Raw genomic sequence first — 17009 nt, 5'->3', positions numbered from 1 at the left:
CATGGCGCAGTATAAAGCTTAGAGCAAATAAGATCTTAGCGGTATTAAAGCGCCGCATTATTGGCTGTCGTGTTCAGGGCCATAGTGTAGCGCATTGAAGGGGGACTTGTCTGGTTTATATGTTTTATATATGATTCGTATATTTAAATCAGGAGGGTTAACTTGGGTATCGTTAAAATTGCAGATGAACTGCACGAGGAAATTCGTAAAGCCAGTGGTGCCATGTCCCGTTCAATCAATGCTCAGGCTGAATTCTGGTTGAAAATGGGCATGCTTGCTGAGCTGAACCCGACATTAAATTATCAGCAGTTGACAGCAAGGCTATTGCGCCAGGCTGATGTCACGCTTGCAGGAGAGATAGATGAGCCCCGTCGTGCTTAAAACGCCAGAAGAGCTCAGCCTGCAAAGAGAGGCGGGCCGTCTGCTGGCGCAGGTGTTTGCCATGCTGGATAGCAAAATTGCCGAAGGCATCTCAACGCTACAGATTAATGACCTGGCAGAGCGTTATATTGTCGATGAACTGCATGCCCGACCGGCAAGCAAGGGGCAGTATGGCTTTGCTTATGTGCTTAATACATCGGTAAATGATGTGGTCTGTCACGGTGTACCTTCTGCATCACAGGTGCTGCGCAGTGGCGATATAATCAACGTTGATATTACGCTGGAAAAGCATGGTTTTATTGCAGACTCCAGTAAAATGTATTGCATCGGCAGCGTAAAACCAGACGCCAAAGCACTGGTTGATGATTGTTATCAGGCGCTGTGGTTAGGCATTCATGCTGTCAAACCCGGAGGTAGACTGGGTGATATAGGCTTTGCCATAGAGCAGTTTGCCAGGCGTAAAGGTTACAGTGTCGTACGTGAATATTGTGGTCATGGTATTGGCCGGGAAATGCACGAGGCGCCCCAGGTATTGCATTACGGTACGGCAGGTAGTGGTATGGTACTGAAGCCCGGCATGGTATTTACGATTGAGCCGATGCTTAATCAGGGCAGTCACAAAGTGAAAACCAAAAAAGACGGCTGGACCGTCGTTACCCGTGACAAAAAGCTGTCCGCCCAGTGGGAGCATACCGTAGCAGTAACTACAACGGGTGTTGAGGTGCTGACTCTGCGTAATGAAGAGCAGAGCCTGGTATGTGAATAAACATAACTGGCCGCGTGAATAACAACATTTCCTCCGTTTTGACATCATGTTAGCCTGTCATCAGTTATTTCTCGGTAAGGGGTTTTTAAATGCGCGCAACTGCTATGCTGCTGTTTCTTTTGCCAGCTCTGGCAATGGCTGGTACTTCTCCCTGGCCTGAGCAGCCAGTATTAATGCTGCAGCCCGGCATGCAACAGGTTGTCAGTAAACAGGCGGTACTTGAACAATTGGCGGAAGGTTTCCATTGGGCTGAAGGCCCGGTGGCTGAACCTGATTCGGGTGATATTTTGTTCTCCGATGTGCCGCAGAACACCGTGTATCGCTGGAGTGCGCAGCATGGCTTGACCGTTTATTTGCAGCCTTCTGGTTACACCGGTTTGTATCCGGACAATAATCTGCAGGAAGGTGCCAACGGACTGATATTTAACCACGATGGTCAGTTAGTGTTGGCGCAACATGGTGACCGGCGTCTGGCAGTGTTGCAAAGCAGTGCAGAGCAGCCGCAGTATCATACCCTTATCAGCCGTTATAACGGCAAACTGCTGAATAGCCCCAACGATGTGGTGCAGCATAGCAGCGGCGCTTATTATTTTACCGACCCACCATACGGCCTGAAAGGTGCAGATAAATCAGAGCAAAAACAGCAGAGTGTCAATGGAGTTTACCGGTTGCAAAGTGATGGCCAGATAACGCTGCTGGCAAGCCACCTGACCCGGCCGAATGGCCTGGCATTTTCGCCGGATGAGCAGTGGTTATATGTGGCTAATTCTGACCCGGCAGCAGCGCAGTGGTGGCGCTATCCGGTAAACAGTGATGGCACGCTTGGCGAAGGTAAGTTGTTTTTTGACGCTACCGCTGCTGCAAAAATGGCCAGTGGTTTGCCGGACGGGCTAAAAGTGCTGCCGTCTGGCATATTGCTGGCTACCGGCCCCGGTGGGGTGTGGGTGTTATCGGCAAAAGGTGAGCATCTGGGCACGATACAAACCGGAGTAGCGGCGGCTAATGTGGCGTTAAGCGCTGACAACAGCTGGTTGTATATTACTGCCAGCCGTTATCTGCTGAGAATAAAGCTGCTGCAGGGTTAAAGGCTACTGCCATCCTGCACGACCAGCAGGCTATAACGCGCACCCAGTGCCCACTGCCAGATTTTGGTTTCACCGGCTTGCAGTGGCAGTAATGCTGAACGTATTTTATTGCGTTTTAACCGGATAAATTTGTATCGCTTTATCCGGAACAGCAATTTACGGCTGTATTCATCAAACCAGGAACCGTTAAAGTGATGAATAGCGTAGCCGGGCTTGTCCTGTCTGGGCGTACAAAAATAATGGCTGGGATAAATCACGGCGTCAGCGGTAAGCTTAGTTGTCTCATCGTCCCGGTAAGGTTTTACCAGGCCAAACTCCCTGCAGAAAATCTCACTTATTACACCTGTATTTGGCGTCATGTCATATTGGCCGTCTGCTGTGACAAACTGCTTGGTGTCATACGGGCGTAACAGTTTATCTATTACTATATTCTGCGCGCAGGCACCCATAAGCGCCGTAACAGGTGCCAGACGGTTTTTAAATTTCTCAAAGCCGGTGACAAAGTTATGCTGGCGAAATACTTCTAAATCAGCAGTGACTTCCAGATCGGTGTCAAAATAAAATCCGCCGTGCTGGTGTAGTGCGTAAAGCCGCAGATAGTCCGATACAAAAGCCCATTTACCTGCTGCAAAGGCTTGCTGCATATAGGTATTGTTCAGGGCTTTGACACTGTTGTTATTCCATTCAATCAGCTGGTAGTCCGGCAGGTGTTTTTTCCAGCTGGCAATACAGCGCTGCACCAGCTCAGGCTTTTCGGCATTTCCTACCCAGACGTAATGAATTATTTTCGGGATCATCAAATACACCACTATGGTTGTGTTTACCGGCGGCAATATAAAGCGGGCCCGGGCGGCAGATTGTATGACTTTGTAACGAAGCTGTTACCTCTATTACAAATGACAGAGTGGTCTTAATACCAAATACCGGGCAACCGCGACAGCGCCAGAGGGTGCGGTTATTCTGCGCTGTGCGGCTGAAGTTAGGCTGAATCACCAGTGGTAATGTTATTTACTCTGTTTGAGTTACCCACAGATGTTGATTAATAGTTAAGCGGTAAAAACTGCTGCAAGCGTGGTTTTAACCATTGCACCGCATCATCAACACAGCTGTATACCACCGGTATGACCAGTAAACTAAGAAACGTAGAGGTGATAAGTCCACCAATGACAACGATGGCCATTGGTGCACGGAAACTCGGATCGCCGCCAATACCCAACGCGATAGGCAGCATGCCGGCTCCCATAGCCAGCGTGGTCATGACTATCGGCCGCGCCCGTTTGCGACAGGCATCGATAATGGCATCCCAGCGTTCTAGCTGATGTTCACGTCTGGCAATAATGATGTAATCAATCAGCAGGATGGAGTTTTTGGTAGTGATGCCCATAAGCATAATTAAACCAATCATTGCCGGCATGGACAGTGCTGAGTGGGTTAAAAACAGCGCCAGAAACGCGCCGGGTACAGATAAAATCAGCGCAGTAAGAATGGTAACCGGCTGCACAAAATCCTTTAGCAGCAAAACCAGCACCATATAAATGCAGCATACGCCGGTAAGCATTGCTATAGCGAAGCCGCTGGCCAGTTCGCCCATCATTTCAGCGTCGCCCTGCGTGGTTTGCGATACGCCCGGCGGCAAGGTTTTTACACTGGGCAGCGCCATTACGGCTTGTTCTACCACACCTAACGGCAGGGTGTTCAGTTCTACATCAAAATTGATATTGCGCATGCGGTCAAAGCGCGTTATTTCTGCCGGGCCACTGCTGATTTCCAGACTGGCGACATTCTCCAGCGCGACCGGGCCATGAGCACCGGGTATTGGCAAGCGTTTAAAGGTGTCAAAATCTTCGCGGGCAATATCGCTCAGGCGCACCACTACCGGAACCTGACGCTCACTGAGGTTAAGTTTGGCTAAATCCTGTTGATAGTCTCCCGCTGTGGCGATACGTAAAGTGTCGGCAATGGCCGCTGCTGTAACACCCAGATCGGCGGCGCGGGCAAAATCCGGTTTGATCAGTAGCTCAGGCCTGACCAGGCTAGCGCTTGACGTAACGGCACCGATGCCCGGAATTGCCCTTAACTCCCGCTCAATTTGCAGCGCATGTTGCTGCAGTACGCGGCTGTCTTCGCCGGCCAGCACCAGCCTGTAGTTTTCGCTGTCGCCCATGCCGACTTTAATTCTTGCACCGGGCAGGGAGCGCAGAATTTCGCGTAGTTGTTGTTCAATGTCTTGCTTATGTACACCAGGCCTTCGCTTGCGATGGCTCAGGCTTAGTGTCAACACCGCTGAGCGAACACTGGCTGCTGTGCCGCCCGCGTCATCGGCGTCACCGGCATTACCACTACCAATAGCGGCATAAATTTGTTGTACATGTTCATGCTGTTGCAGCAGTTGGCGTGCCTGTTCAGCCAGTGCTACAGTGTCCTGCAATTTTGTGCCGGGTTGCATAGTCAGCGTAACCTGGGTCTGCTGGTTGTCATCTGCTGGCATAAAGGCGCCGGGCAACGTCATCGCCAGCATTATGCCGGCAAAGAAAAATATTGCAGCTGCCCCCAGCGTTATACTTTTGTGCTGCAAGCAGCGACTTGCCAGTTTAAGGTAAGAGCGTATCCAGCCTGGTTCTGGTTTAAGCTGCTGGTTGCTCAGTTGCTTGGGTGAGCGCAACAGGTAGGCAGCCATCATCGGCGTCAGCAGGCGGGCAACCAGCAAAGAAAACAACACGGCGATGGCTGCAGTCCAGCCAAACTGCACAAAGAATTTACCAATGACGCCGCTCATAAAGGCGGTAGGCAGAAAAACCGCGACCAGGGTAAAAGTGGTTGCGACCACGGCCAGACCAATTTCATCGGCAGCTTCCATTGCTGCCTGAAACGGCGTCTTACCCATTAACAGGTGACGCTCAATATTTTCTATTTCTACAATGGCGTCATCTACCAACACGCCAATGACTAAAGACAGTGATAACAACGTTACAGTGTTCAGCGAAAAGCCCATCAGGTGCAGCACGAAAAAGGTGGGAATGATAGACAGTGGCAGGGCGACCGCAGAAATGAAAGTGGCCCGCCAGTCGCGCAGAAATAAAAGTACGACTATTACCGCCAACAGTGCGCCTTCATACAACAACTGCATGGAGCCGGCGTAGTTCTCTGCTACCGGATCAATCAGGTTAAATACTTCGGTTACACTGATATCCGGGTGCTGTGTTTGCAACTGCTGCAGGGCAGTCTGTACTCCCTCGGCCACTTCAAGTTCGCCATAACCAACAGCACGGGTTATCTCAAAGCCCACCACCGGCTGGCCATTCAGAAAAGCGGCAGAACGTTGCTCTGCGGTGGTATCGGATACGGTGGCTATGTGATCCAGCCGGATACGGCGGCCATCCGTTAAACTGATTTCCATGGCGGCGAACTGTTCTGCCGACTGCACGGTAGCTAGGGTGCGCACCGGCTGCTCCATACCGCCAATATGGGCGCGCCCGCCAGCGGCTTCCTGCTGTACTTGGCGTAATTGGCGTGAAATATCAGCGGCTGTAGTGTTGAACGCCAGCAGGTTAGCGAAATCCAGTTCGACCCGGATCTCCCGCTGAACACCGCCGACCCGCGTTACCGCGCCGACCCCTTTTACCGCCAGCAGCGTTTTGCTGATGTCGTTGTCGACGAACCAGGATAATGACTCGGTATCCATTCTCAAAGAGCTAAGGCTGTACGTCAGAATGGGGGAACCAGATAGTTCTTCTTTTTTAATTACCGGATCACGTAAGTCTGTTGGCAGGTCAGAACGAATGCGGGCGACAGCATCTCGCACATCATCAAGGGCTTGTTGTATCGGGCGCTCCAGCCGGAACTCGACTGAAATACTGGCTTTGCCGTCGCTCAGGTTGCTGTAAAGGTGCTTTACGCCCTGAACTGTGGCCAGAGAACTTTCTATTTTGCGTACGACATCGGTTTCAAGCTGCGACGGTGAAGCCCCTGGCAGTTCTACAGTGATGGTAACTGTGGGCAAGTCCAGATCGGGTAAGTCCTGAATTTTCATCGCGCGAAAGCTAAAAATTCCGGACAATGTGAGTAGCACAAACAGTAGGATAGCCGGCGTGGGGTTACGTATAGCCCAGGTAGAGATATTTAAATTCATTTTGTACTCCGGCTACATCGCTTCGTCTGATGAAGCGGTTAGCGTCGGCCCGGTCACAATGGGTTTTACAGGCAGTTGTGTGGTGAGCTGGTGGGGAACAACTTTCACCAAATCGCCATCACCGAGAAAAGCCCCGCCTGTTGCAACTACCTGATCAGCCGGTGTAATGCCGCTGGTAATTTCAACTAAATCAGCTGTGCGACGCCCGGTGCTTACTTTAGTTTGCCTGACTCTGCCGTCCGGGCCTGCACGCATTACATAGCTAAAACCATCCCGCAGTTGAATGGCGCCTTGTGGCAGGGTTAGCACCTTCGACGTCCCCAGCTCAAACCAGCCGCGGGCAAAGCTGCCGGCTTTGGTATTACTGCCTGACGGCAGGTCGACATACACCGTCCCATTACGGCTTTGAATATCCACTACCGGCGCGACAATCCGTACAGTACCAATAATGCTTCCGCCGCCAAGCGGCGTGATATGCACGCGCTGGCCCGGTTCGAGCTTCGCCAGATCTGCGGCGGCCACTTCTGCCCGCCATTCCAGCCGGCTGCCCCTGATCAGCCTGAACAGCTCCTGGCCTGCAGGCATTACTGCACCTACTGTGGCAGCTCTGGCTGAAATAATACCGTCATCGGGTGAGTACACCTTAGTATGCTCAACACGTAATTGCTGTATATGCACCAAAGCCCGGGCTGACTGCAGCCGGGCCCGGGCCGCTTTTTCAGTAGTGATGTACTGCTGGATTTGCTGCGCAGACAAGGCTCCGCTTGCTTGCAGCTCTGCAGTGCGTTTCACATCAGCTGAGGCTTCCGCCAGCAGGGCTTCTGCTTCTGCCTCTGCTGCCAGGGTTTGAGCCAGATCAGCCTGCACAGTATCTGCATTGAAGCTAGCCAGCAGCTGACCATGCTTGACGCTGTCTCCGACGTTAACCAGCACTTGCTCCAGCTTTAAGCCATTTGTTTCATTGCCGATACTTGCTTCCTGCCAGGCACTGATATTGCCGCTGGCAGATAATATGGCTGGCAACAGTGCAAGTTGAGGGCTGACGACACTCACGGTCAATGTTGGCCTGGAAGTTGTGGGCACCTTATTTGCCGGTGTGTCAGCATGGTCTGCTGCGATAATGATGCTGGCCGTGATGGCGACGATCAGTGCAGTACCAAGCAATACAACCTGATGAGACCTTTTCATGTTCTGCTTCCTTAATCTGGTTGTTGCCTCAGGCGGTTGAAGGAGTGTGAAGTTGGGATATATGCCTGAAACCTGCATTACTGTCCGGTAGTTTGTCTTTCTGCAAACTTACTGGCGGAAAAACAGTAAAAAAATGTATTGGTAAGTTTTAGGTAAGTCTGGCAGCGGATGATGAGGATACTTTTTGCTCACTTTTCATCTGACAGGAACTTATCTATGCACTCAATTATCTCAAGCTTGTTCTGGAAGACTCAGTTGCCAAAACGCACAGCGGTGTTATTAGTTGCCGGTTTTAGTTTGGTACCGTTAACGGTTACTGCCCAGCAAGCAGATGACAATGCGTCGTCATGGGGACTAGGCCTGGCGGTGATGACCAGCCAGAAGCCGTATACAGGAATCGATCGCGATAACAAAGTATTGCCGATACTGAGTTACGAGAACCGATATGTCCGCTTAAGTGGTCCTGAGCTGGCGTTTAAGTTACCAGGCTACCGTTTTAGCGAGTCAAACCGGTTAAACTTCAGTGTAATTACCAAGTATGACTTTACGGATTACGAGCAAAGTGATGCACCTGTACTGAATGGCATGCAGGATCGTGACGGTGGCTTCTGGGCCGGGTTTAAGGCAGAGTGGCAAAATGATCTGGCAGATATCAGCGGCGAGATCCTGACTGAAGTTGCCGGCGACAGTGAAGGCCATATGTTGAATTTTGGTGTTGAGAGAACCTGGCATTTTGCGAAACAGTATATGTTTACACCAAGGGTTGTGGTGAGTTTACTGGATAAGAAATATGTCGATTACTACTACGGCGTTACAACTGAAGAAGTAACCGCAGACCGGTCTTATTATAAAGGTGAGGCAGGTGTGAATGTCGAAATGGGAGTACGGGTCGGTTATATGTTTAAGCAAAAGCATTTTATATTCTTCGATGCCAGTGTGACGAGTCTGGCAACAGAAATAAAAGACAGTCCTCTGGTTGACCGCTCTACAGAGAACCGGGTGTTTCTTGGTTATATCTACAACTTCTGATGAACCGTATTCTGCTACTTGAAGATCATGAACGCTTAGCCCGGCTAATTTGTGAGGGGCTGGCACCTGCCGGCATAGTCGCAGATGTGTTTAGCCGGATAGAGCATGCACTGGTGGCGTTGCAGCAAGTACCTTATCAGGCATTGGTGATTGATCGTGGCGTACCGGATGGCGATGGCTTATCGCTGCTACGACGGCTGCGCGATGCAGGCAATACTATACCCTGCCTGGTACTGACTGCCCGCACTGCATTGAATGACCGCGTTGAAGGTCTGGACGCCGGCGCTGATGATTATCTGGCCAAGCCTTTTGCCATGGAAGAAATGGTGGCGCGGGTGCGGGCACTGCTGCGTCGTCCGGCTGAGGTACGTTCACTTGATCCACAGTGCGGCGATTTAATCTTGCGCCCGTCAGACAGCCTTATTTGCTGCAACGACAACTGCGAGACGCTGGCGCAGGCAGAGCTGCAAATTATGTTGTTACTGGTACGCAGATGCAATGAATCAGTACGGCACAGTGCTTTGGAAGCGGCAGGCTGGGGCTTCAGCGACGCGGTGACGCCAAATGCACTGGATGTGGCATTACACCGGTTACGGCGTAAACTGCGGGCTATTGGTTCGAAGCAGCAGATAGTGAATATCAGAGGTGTGGGCTATGCGCTTCGTGACAATGCATCTTTTCAATAGTTTGCGACTGCAGGTATTACTGTCGTATCTCGGCGGCATGGTCCTGAGTGTAATATTGCTGATGTTGGCTACCATGATGGTGTTGCAAGATAATACACTTGCCAGAATGGATCTGGCCGATGCGGTAGCCGGAATAGCTGACGATATCAGGTACGACGACAATGGAACGCCGATTGGCTTTGCTGCAAAAGTCGAGGACGTAACATGGCTGTTTGACAGTGTTTCGCATGAAACGGCTTACCGGATACTGGATGAGGCAGGTAACGTGGTGTTGCAATCGGGTACCGGCGAGTCTGTCTGGCCAGAGAACGAAGCACCGCTCAATCTGACGCGTGGCCGGTTTGATTTTGAGTATGATGGAATTACTATGCATGGTGCAACGGAGCCCGTTATACACAATGGTAAAATCTGGTATTTGCAGCTTACCGCCAGCACAAGGTTTATGGAGCTTATGCACCGCCATATTGCACTGCCGCTGGTGGGGGCGGGTGTTACGCTGTTTAGCGTAGTGTTGCTGCTCGCCTTTGGTCTGTTCGCTTATATTACGCTGCGCTATACCCTAAGGCCGCTAAAAGATATATCTCAATCTGCGTCCACTATCTCTCCATATTCTTTGGATGTTCGTTTGCCAGTTAAAGGTGTACCTACCGAGCTTACACCGTTGGTAAATAGTTTTAATCAGGCGCTTGAGCGGCTTGAGTATGGTTATCGTGTGCAGCAAGAGTTCTTGGCTACAGCGGCGCATGAGCTAAAAACTCCACTGGCATTAATCCGTGCCCAACTTGAGTTGATGCCAGACACAGAACAGCGTAACTGGCTGCTACACGATGTGCGTTATATGTCGCGTCAGGTGCAGCAATTATTATTGCTGGCAGAGGCCAGTGAACGGCTGAACTACAGATTTATAAAGGTTGATGTAACTGAGATTGCTGCCGAAGTAGTTGCCTATTTGCAGCGCATGGCCGACAACGAGCAAGTGACACTGCGTTTAGAGCGGCATATTGCAAGCCTTATATTGCAGGCCGATAAGGGGGCGTTATTTACATTACTGAAAAACCTGCTTGAGAACGCCATACAACATTCGCCTGCCGGCTCAGTCGTTTCAGTCGATGTATTTTCAGACAGCATTGTTGTACGTGATCATGGGCCAGGCGTGAATGACGCTCAGCTGCTGCAGTTGTTTAAGCGCTTCTGGCGTTCCGAACAAAGACGGGATAGTGGCGCCGGTCTGGGGCTGACTATTTGCCGCGAAATTGCACTGGCGCACGAGTGGTCGCTTATCGCGAGCAAAATGGAACCAGGATTACAGTTTCGCTTGTCCTTTACTCTGGATTAGCAACGTTTACATTGTCAATTTTCTGCAGAGCTGCATTTAGCCGTTTGTCAGGTGCCTACCACACAATTACGGCCCTTTGATTTAGCCTGATACAAAGCTTCATCGGCCCGCTGGATCAGGCTGTTAAGATTATCAGCAGGTTGGCATTGCGCTATGCCGATACTGGCAGTACAGGCGGGTACTGAAGGAGCTTGCACTGTATGTTGCTCTAACACCTGACGGATACGCTCTGCCAGTTCGTATGCATCTTTGAGATCAGTGTCAGGTAAAACGATAAGAAACTCTTCACCGCCTATGCGGCCGATAAAGTCGGTTTTCCGTAAAAAAATGCCAAAACTGTCGGCTGCTGTTTTAAGTGTGGCATCGCCGACCTGATGACCAAAGTTATCATTAATACTCTTAAAGTGATCCAAGTCCAGCATCATAATACTGAGTGGTGTACTCTGTCGGCTTACCCGTGCTATTTCAATCTCGAGGATACGCATAATTTCACGTCGGGTAAGTAAGCCTGTCAGTTCGTCTGTTGTTGCCATTTGCTCCAACTGTGCCGTGCGTTTACGTACTTCCGCCTCCAGATGTTGGTTAGCTTCTGCCAGTTTTCTTTCTGCTTTTACCAGTTCAGCAATAGTTACCTGCATTTGACGTTTACCCGGCAAACTGATGGCCTCGGGCAGCAGGCGCCACAGCATAATAGCGGTCATAATAGAGATCACACCGGTCAGGCTTTTAACAATACCGTGAATATAATAGTAACCATGCCATACATTGATAATGCCCAGCAGATGAGTTGCGCCGCAAAAAAAGATAAAGCCGGCAAACATCAGAAACATACTGTCAAAACGCAAGTCATCGCGCGCCCGTACCAGCCGGACTAAGGCTGCTGGTATCAACATATAAGCAATAAACGTCAGTGCATCACCGCCTACATGCAGTAGCAGTAAGTCTGGCCGCCATAACAGGCAGTGACCATGCGGCATAAAATTGCCATTAAATAAGTCGGTTAGAATAGCCATTGTTCAGTCCCTGTAAGCAGCTGCTGATACTGAGCTTAGCCAAAAAGCTGAACAATGTAGTAACAACCGAAACAAAAGATGTACCGGTGGCAAATTTAAGGGCAGTGAGCGGGTCGGCAAGCCGTGCTCACTCCCAGTGGGCTTCACCTTCACGGATATTGAATTCGATTGCCTCGCCGGTTGCGGTCAGCTGCATGATCTTTTTCGGCGAACCGTCGGTGTTAAGCTCAATCAGGCCGATACCTGAGCGATTAAGCAGGCGTTCACCGGCCTTGGCGTTGTCTGGCTTATGCGGCACAATTTTCATCCGCCGTCGCTTGGTAAACCAGTTTAGTGGTGACCGTGGTGAATATAGCCAGCGGTTTAGCCGGTCTAGCACATCCAGCAAGCGGGTTGGAAACTGGTTTTTCAGGCCACTGCTGGTTACTTGCCAGATATCCGGCCCTTGTTGCTTTGCCCGCAGGTTAACTTCATAGACGAAGGAGTAATGAACATCACCGGATAAAATAACAAAGTTCTTCGGTGTTTTCGGGTGGCGGAAAATATTGATAAGGGCATAAGCGGTGCCGCGGTGCGCCATCCAGTTTTCAGCATCGACTAGCAGTGGTTTGCCAAAAAAGGTAAACACTTTTTGAATACTTTCAATCAACTTGACGCCGAATACCGGTGCCGGCGCAATCAGTACCACTGCATCATGACCAATAAGATCTTGTTGTAATTCGGTAATGGCTTCCCAATCGAGCAAACCAGAGGGTTTACTAATTGACACCTCTGAGCGCCAGCGCCGGGTGCGTGTATCCAGTACCAGCAGCGGCGGCTCGGTTGGCCACTGATAGTGCCATTGTTCAAACTTCAGCAAGCGGGTAATAAACTGCTGATGCCGCTCTGAGCCACTTTGCTGCAGGGCTTGTTCGGCGTTATCCAACATGGCGTTGTCGAAGGTTGCGGGGGTGTTACCCCAAGCCTGACACAGCAGATAGCTTATCAGGGCATTACCGATAATGCGCCGAGAGAAGTCGTGGCTATAGGCGGTTTGCTCCCATTCGGCGGTCAGATTCCAGTCATCGGTCACATCGTGGTCGTCGAATATCATTGCACTAGGTAAGTGCGCCAGTACGCGGCGTACCTTGCCAAGCCCGGTGGCAAACTGCTGAATAATCTGCTGATGTTCGTCATAGGTTTGTTTTTGCTCATCAGTCAGCTCGTTCGCTATTTCCTCCTCCAGCTGTGTCGCGTCATCCTGCCAGCCCGCCGGCGACCATACCAGCAGGTACATACCTAGCATTTCCGCCAGGCTCATCAAATGGTTACGGGCATTATCCGAGGTAAAAACCGGTTTTTTGGCACCTTTGAATACCTGCGTAATAACAGCCTGGCTGCCTTCAGTTTTTGGCAACAGGGTATCGCGGCGGTAGTAGTAAGGTTTGCTGCTGTGCAATTCTGACGCACTCGCCACTGCCGAGCAGGGTAAGCTTTCATCGTGAAAATCGAGTCGCTCTATCAAACGGTGTATGGCTCTTAACATCGGTGCCGCGACATCATCAGCATAAATCTGGTCGCCGGTTAGCATTAATAGTGCCGGCCATTGCTCTACGTTATGTTGCTGCAGATATAAATCTGCCGCCAGCAAACCGTCATCGCTGGGATAATGCGGTTTACGGCAGGAACCATGCAGCAGTCGGCACAGTTTGCTTTGCAGTACAAAGCCGGGCAGATCACGGCCAGGGTACACCAAATCAGGCGCCCATTGCTGCCAGCCCTGCCAGTTGTTGTCAAACTGACTTGTGTCAGATGAAGATGCAGTTAACTTAACATCGTAAGTAATCCATTTACCGGTCGGCAGTACACTGCGTAGCGGTAAATGCAGCAGTTGCAGGTAGAGTTTGCCGGCACATTTTAATTCAGTGCAGTGTCTGGCTATTTCGGTATCGCTGTAGTGCTGATTTTCTTCGCCTTCTGGCTGCAACGTCAGCTTAATGCGCACCGCTTCGGTGGTGGCAAGCCACAGCGTCAGGCTGTCTTTGGTTACGGCCCTGAGAACAGGGCCGGCCAATACCAGTGGTAGAGGCGTAGATGAGTTACTGGTCACTGCTGCAATAGTTCCTTAGCTGATTCACACGTTATTTTTTGAATGAAACTGGTGTAAAACTGAATCTGTGCACGACTTTCCAATTACTGTCTATTAATCGCTTACTTAATCTGGTTATTGAATGTCTTTTCAGAACAGCTGCTTTGCCAGTGTGGTCAACTTTTGTGTTGGTAGCCCTATGCTACACTAATGCTTATAAATTAGTCAGTCTTAGCAAGGGATTGTTTAGATTATTAAAAATCATATTCAGGGCATGCTTTCTGGTATGTGTTGTGTTTCTGGTTTATGTGGGTGCCATACCATGCGAAGTCAATGATATTAACGCTGGAATTACCTCAAAACTAGAGAGCCGTTTAGCTATTGGAGTATTACTTGCCGACAATGACGCTATAGCCTTTGGTTTTGCAGACTTGGAATCAAGTAGATTATAGGGTTCTGATATTGATGGATTTGGTGATGAGGCGACATTAATTGATTTAGGAAAAGCTATAGTTATTTGGTCACGCAGATAATGCACTACTCTGCTATAACTTTTGTTAGCTCAGTTTGGCGTTGAGTGCAGCGAACATGGTTAATGTATTAACTTAGGACATTAAGGGTAATTAAATGAAAAATTTATCTTTCTGTTTTATCTGTTTTTTTGTTGTAGTTGGGTGTAGTAGTTCGCCAGATTGGGGGAAAATGACGCAAACAGAAATTAACTCCTGGAAAAGTTTAGGTTTCAATGCACAGCAAGCCGACAATTGGCATGATTTAGGGCTGAAAGCAACAGAGGCAAAAACATGGATTGATGCTGGATTCAATTCTGGTACTGCTGAAGAGTGGATTGAAAAAAAATTCACAGCAGAGGAAGCACACTCATGGAAAAATGCTGGCTTTGGTGTGCAAGAGGCCGTTAAAGACAGAGCTAAAGGTTTACAGCCAATTAAGCAATAGTGTCTCTGGAGCAAAGTTTTTAATAGGTCAACGTAGCCGCTTTGGCGCTGGTAAAGCAGGATTTTTTTCCTGAAGCTTAAAACCCTGCTGCCCCTCTGATGTAGGGGGGCGACTGAAGCATTTTAAGGGGACTCGTTACCATCAAATTTAAGTACAGCAGCTTTTTGTTTTACACCACTAAGTACTAAGTTGACCAAGCGTGCTAAGACAGCAATGGCTTTCTTTGTTATTGCAAGCCTTCTAAAGTTGTAACAATCAAAGTAAAAAAGCTTTGCTCATCGTCGGCTTTAAAATAACTTAGCCCGAATCTTACCTCAACGTCACAAATTCTTCTGCACTGGTGGGGTGCAGGGCGACGGTGTTGTCAAAGTCCGCCTTCGTTGCCCCCATTTTGATTGCGACAGCAAAACCTTGCAGCACTTCGTCCATGCCTTCACCAATACCATGCAGGCCAACAACTTTTTCGTCGTCTCCTGCACAAACCAGTTTAAAGCGGCTAAGCGCCCGGTGTGCGGTTACAGCGTTATACATAGCAGCAAAGCCGGAGCGGTATACTTTTACCGCATCATCGCCATATTTTTGCCGTGCTTCATGCTCGGTCAGGCCAATAGTGCCGATCGGCGGATGGCTGAATACCACGGTTGGGATCAGGCTGTAATCCATATGGGCATCGGCAAGTTCCGGGTTAAACAGGCGCTCTGCCAGCAAGCGGCCGGCTTTTACTGCGACAGGCGTCAGCTGCGCTTCACCGGTAATGTCACCGACGGCATAAATGCCGTTGACATTGGTGTTCTGGTACTTGTCTGTGCGGATGTAACCATCTGCATCGGTTTTTACCCCGGCAGCAGCCAAACCGAGGTTGTCCGTGGCGGGCTCTCTGCCTATTGCCCAAATCAGGCAATCAACATTGGTAAATTGTACGCCGTTATCCAGGTTGACAGTCAGGTTACCATCACTGACTTTTTCGACACTGGCGACATTGCTGTGTGTATGCAGCCGTAGCTTATCCTGTGTCATCCTTTCAAGCAGCATATCAGTAATATCTTGATCAAAATTTCTCAGCGGCCTGTCTTTACGCACCAGCAGATGCGTTTCAGTACCCAAAGCGTGTAATACACCGGCAATTTCCACTGCGATATAACCGGCACCTATTACCAGCGCTTTTTTCGGCTGTTGGGTTAACGCAAAGAAGCCATCAGAATCTATGCCATGCTCGCTACCGGGAATATCAGGTCGCGACGGCCGGCCGCCGGTGGCGATGGTAATATGGTTAGCTGTTATACGCTCACCGTTTACCTCAACCGTATGCGGATCAATAAAGCGGGCAAAACCTTCAATATAAGTCACGTTATTGTTAGCAAAGCCTTTTTGGTAACTGGTGTGAATACGCTGAATGTAAGCTTCACGGTTTTTTACCAGGGTGGCCCAGTCGAAACTGTGCTGTGTAACATCAAAGCCATAGTCAGGGCTGTATTTCAGGGCTTCTGCAATATGCGCTCCGTACCACATTACTTTTTTAGGCACACAACCTACATTCACGCAGGTGCCGCCTACTACGTTTGCTTCCACTACCGCGGCTTTGGCACCGCGCATAGCTGCACGGTTGGCACTGGCAATGCCGCCGCTGCCGGCGCCGATAGATAAGTAATCAAAATGACGGGTCATAATACAGTTCCTGAGAAGATACTGTACTGTGTTATAGGGGTTAGGTTGGCGTTTTACAAGCCCGGGGCAACGCCGCCGGGCTAATGCTGCAGAATATCGGCTTTAGAATTATAACTTCTTCAAATCGATAGCATTGGCAAGCTTTAACATGGTGCTCTGCGCTGCGTTATCACCACTTAACGTGATCATTGCACCGCCAGGTGTGACAAACTGAATTTCCAACTGGTCGCCATCCACTTTCTGGACCGCCTGAATGCCCTGGATCTTCGTCAGCTTACCGCCAGACATGGCGATCATCGACGGATTACTTAACATCATTGAAAACGCCTGCAACATCGGCGAGTCCATCATCAGCTGCATTTCAATGCGCTGCTCATCATTGTAATAAACCCGCGACGCAGTGATGCCGCCGCCAAACATTGCAGCGCCGGCCACTTCGCTGCTGGCATCTTCCGCTTCCCAGCCTGAAGGGGCATCCGGGAAGGCACTTTTTACCTGCTCGCCTTTTTCCTGTCGGATCAGGGTGCTGGCATAATCCAGTTGCGCTATCGCTTGAGACAATTCGCCGGCTTTGTAGTGTTTGGTTGCAGCTGCGATAGCTTCGTTAATTTCAGCATCGCTGGCGCTTACATTGAGGCTTGCACATAACAGGCTGATAAAAATGGATTTTTGCAACATTTTCATTTAACTTCATTCCTTTGATTAA

General features: G+C 49.9%; 14 protein-coding genes. 7 read left to right on the top strand and 7 right to left on the bottom strand.

All coding sequences use genetic code 11. The features are described from left to right. The first annotated feature begins 162 nt into the window (after positions 1–162). The 3 genes from AC5SV9_RS07425 to AC5SV9_RS07415 all read left to right on the top strand — a co-directional run bounded on the left by AC5SV9_RS07425 (position 163) and on the right by AC5SV9_RS07415 (position 2232). Positions 163–381, top strand: a complete 219-nt coding sequence (locus AC5SV9_RS07425) for a ParD-like family protein (protein WP_475147637.1) — start codon at positions 163–165, stop codon at positions 379–381. After that, complete coding sequence (gene map, locus AC5SV9_RS07420; protein WP_475147635.1) at positions 362–1147, top strand: type I methionyl aminopeptidase; 786 nt, start codon at positions 362–364, stop codon at positions 1145–1147. The genes AC5SV9_RS07425 and map overlap by 20 nt, the downstream gene beginning before the upstream one ends. 89 nt (positions 1148–1236) lie before the next feature. After that, on the top strand, positions 1237–2232 hold the full coding sequence (locus AC5SV9_RS07415) for an SMP-30/gluconolactonase/LRE family protein (RefSeq protein WP_475147632.1): 996 nt from the start codon (positions 1237–1239) through the stop codon (positions 2230–2232). Here AC5SV9_RS07415 and AC5SV9_RS07410 read toward each other — a convergent pair. From AC5SV9_RS07410 to AC5SV9_RS07400, 3 genes are all read right to left on the bottom strand, one after another. Continuing rightward, positions 2229–3029 (bottom strand): glycosyltransferase family 32 protein, encoded by an 801-nt coding sequence (locus tag AC5SV9_RS07410; RefSeq protein ID WP_475147630.1) that lies wholly within the window; start codon positions 3027–3029, stop codon positions 2229–2231. The genes AC5SV9_RS07415 and AC5SV9_RS07410 overlap by 4 nt on opposite strands. Positions 3030–3271: 242 nt before the next feature. Continuing rightward, on the bottom strand, positions 3272–6361 hold the full coding sequence (locus AC5SV9_RS07405) for an efflux RND transporter permease subunit (protein WP_475147628.1): 3090 nt from the start codon (positions 6359–6361) through the stop codon (positions 3272–3274). 12 nt (positions 6362–6373) lie between these two features. After that, positions 6374–7549 carry an efflux RND transporter periplasmic adaptor subunit gene (locus AC5SV9_RS07400; RefSeq protein ID WP_475147626.1) on the bottom strand — a complete coding sequence of 392 codons (1176 nt, stop codon included), beginning with the start codon at positions 7547–7549 and terminating at the stop codon, positions 6374–6376. A 216-nt stretch (positions 7550–7765) separates the two neighbouring features. On the opposite strand from AC5SV9_RS07400, the gene AC5SV9_RS07395 reads away from it, so the two are divergent. The 3 genes from AC5SV9_RS07395 to AC5SV9_RS07385 are packed head-to-tail and all read left to right on the top strand — an operon-like array spanning position 7766 to position 10600. Further along, a complete protein-coding gene (locus AC5SV9_RS07395; protein ID WP_475147623.1) occupies positions 7766–8578 on the top strand; it encodes a MipA/OmpV family protein in 813 nt (270 codons plus the stop codon). Next, complete coding sequence (locus tag AC5SV9_RS07390; RefSeq protein WP_475147620.1) at positions 8578–9264, top strand: response regulator transcription factor; 687 nt, start codon at positions 8578–8580, stop codon at positions 9262–9264. Before AC5SV9_RS07395 ends, AC5SV9_RS07390 begins: the two co-directional genes overlap by 1 nt. Then, the gene (locus AC5SV9_RS07385) at positions 9233–10600 is read left to right on the top strand and encodes a sensor histidine kinase (protein WP_475147617.1); all 1368 of its coding nucleotides are present in this window, start codon (positions 9233–9235) and stop codon (positions 10598–10600) included. Before AC5SV9_RS07390 ends, AC5SV9_RS07385 begins: the two co-directional genes overlap by 32 nt. 47 nt (positions 10601–10647) lie before the next feature. Here AC5SV9_RS07385 and AC5SV9_RS07380 read toward each other — a convergent pair whose 3' ends face one another. Both AC5SV9_RS07380 and AC5SV9_RS07375 read right to left on the bottom strand, forming a co-directional pair. Then, complete coding sequence (locus AC5SV9_RS07380; protein WP_475147614.1) at positions 10648–11613, bottom strand: GGDEF domain-containing protein; 966 nt, start codon at positions 11611–11613, stop codon at positions 10648–10650. A gap of 127 nt (positions 11614–11740) precedes the next feature. Beyond that, on the bottom strand, positions 11741–13702 hold the full coding sequence (locus AC5SV9_RS07375) for a metallophosphoesterase family protein (RefSeq protein ID WP_475147611.1): 1962 nt from the start codon (positions 13700–13702) through the stop codon (positions 11741–11743). A 606-nt stretch (positions 13703–14308) separates the two neighbouring features. Here AC5SV9_RS07375 and AC5SV9_RS07370 point away from each other — a divergent pair. Next, the gene (locus AC5SV9_RS07370; protein ID WP_475147609.1) at positions 14309–14638 is read left to right on the top strand and encodes a hypothetical protein; all 330 of its coding nucleotides are present in this window, start codon (positions 14309–14311) and stop codon (positions 14636–14638) included. A gap of 309 nt (positions 14639–14947) precedes the next feature. Here AC5SV9_RS07370 and gorA read toward each other — a convergent pair whose 3' ends face one another. Together gorA and AC5SV9_RS07360 are read right to left on the bottom strand one after the other, a co-directional pair. Continuing rightward, positions 14948–16303, bottom strand: a complete 1356-nt coding sequence (gene gorA, locus AC5SV9_RS07365; protein WP_475147606.1) for a glutathione-disulfide reductase — start codon at positions 16301–16303, stop codon at positions 14948–14950. A 108-nt stretch (positions 16304–16411) separates the two neighbouring features. After that, positions 16412–16987 carry a hypothetical protein gene (locus AC5SV9_RS07360; protein WP_134057815.1) on the bottom strand — a complete coding sequence of 192 codons (576 nt, stop codon included), beginning with the start codon at positions 16985–16987 and terminating at the stop codon, positions 16412–16414. Positions 16988–17009: the final 22 nt, after the last annotated feature.

The sequence above is a fragment of the Rheinheimera sp. ATLC3 genome, from assembly GCF_059429535.1.
The sequence above is the reverse complement of the archived record's forward strand: the minus strand, read 5'-3'. Positions and strand labels throughout refer to the sequence as shown.

What these genes read in the sequence shown, in the direction of transcription:
- gorA (WP_475147606.1), bottom strand. Translation starts at nt 16,303, where the DNA reads ATGACCCGTCATTTTGATTACTTATCTATCGGCGCCGGCAGCGGCGGC.
- AC5SV9_RS07390 (WP_475147620.1), top strand. Translation starts at nt 8,578, where the DNA reads ATGAACCGTATTCTGCTACTTGAAGATCATGAACGCTTAGCCCGGCTA.
- AC5SV9_RS07405 (WP_475147628.1), bottom strand. Translation starts at nt 6,361, where the DNA reads ATGAATTTAAATATCTCTACCTGGGCTATACGTAACCCCACGCCGGCT.
- AC5SV9_RS07400 (WP_475147626.1), bottom strand. Translation starts at nt 7,549, where the DNA reads ATGAAAAGGTCTCATCAGGTTGTATTGCTTGGTACTGCACTGATCGTC.
- AC5SV9_RS07385 (WP_475147617.1), top strand. Translation starts at nt 9,233, where the DNA reads ATGCGCTTCGTGACAATGCATCTTTTCAATAGTTTGCGACTGCAGGTA.
- AC5SV9_RS07360 (WP_134057815.1), bottom strand. Translation starts at nt 16,987, where the DNA reads ATGAAAATGTTGCAAAAATCCATTTTTATCAGCCTGTTATGTGCAAGC.
- AC5SV9_RS07410 (WP_475147630.1), bottom strand. Translation starts at nt 3,029, where the DNA reads ATGATCCCGAAAATAATTCATTACGTCTGGGTAGGAAATGCCGAAAAG.
- AC5SV9_RS07415 (WP_475147632.1), top strand. Translation starts at nt 1,237, where the DNA reads ATGCGCGCAACTGCTATGCTGCTGTTTCTTTTGCCAGCTCTGGCAATG.
- AC5SV9_RS07370 (WP_475147609.1), top strand. Translation starts at nt 14,309, where the DNA reads ATGAAAAATTTATCTTTCTGTTTTATCTGTTTTTTTGTTGTAGTTGGG.
- AC5SV9_RS07380 (WP_475147614.1), bottom strand. Translation starts at nt 11,613, where the DNA reads ATGGCTATTCTAACCGACTTATTTAATGGCAATTTTATGCCGCATGGT.
- AC5SV9_RS07395 (WP_475147623.1), top strand. Translation starts at nt 7,766, where the DNA reads ATGCACTCAATTATCTCAAGCTTGTTCTGGAAGACTCAGTTGCCAAAA.
- map (WP_475147635.1), top strand. Translation starts at nt 362, where the DNA reads ATGAGCCCCGTCGTGCTTAAAACGCCAGAAGAGCTCAGCCTGCAAAGA.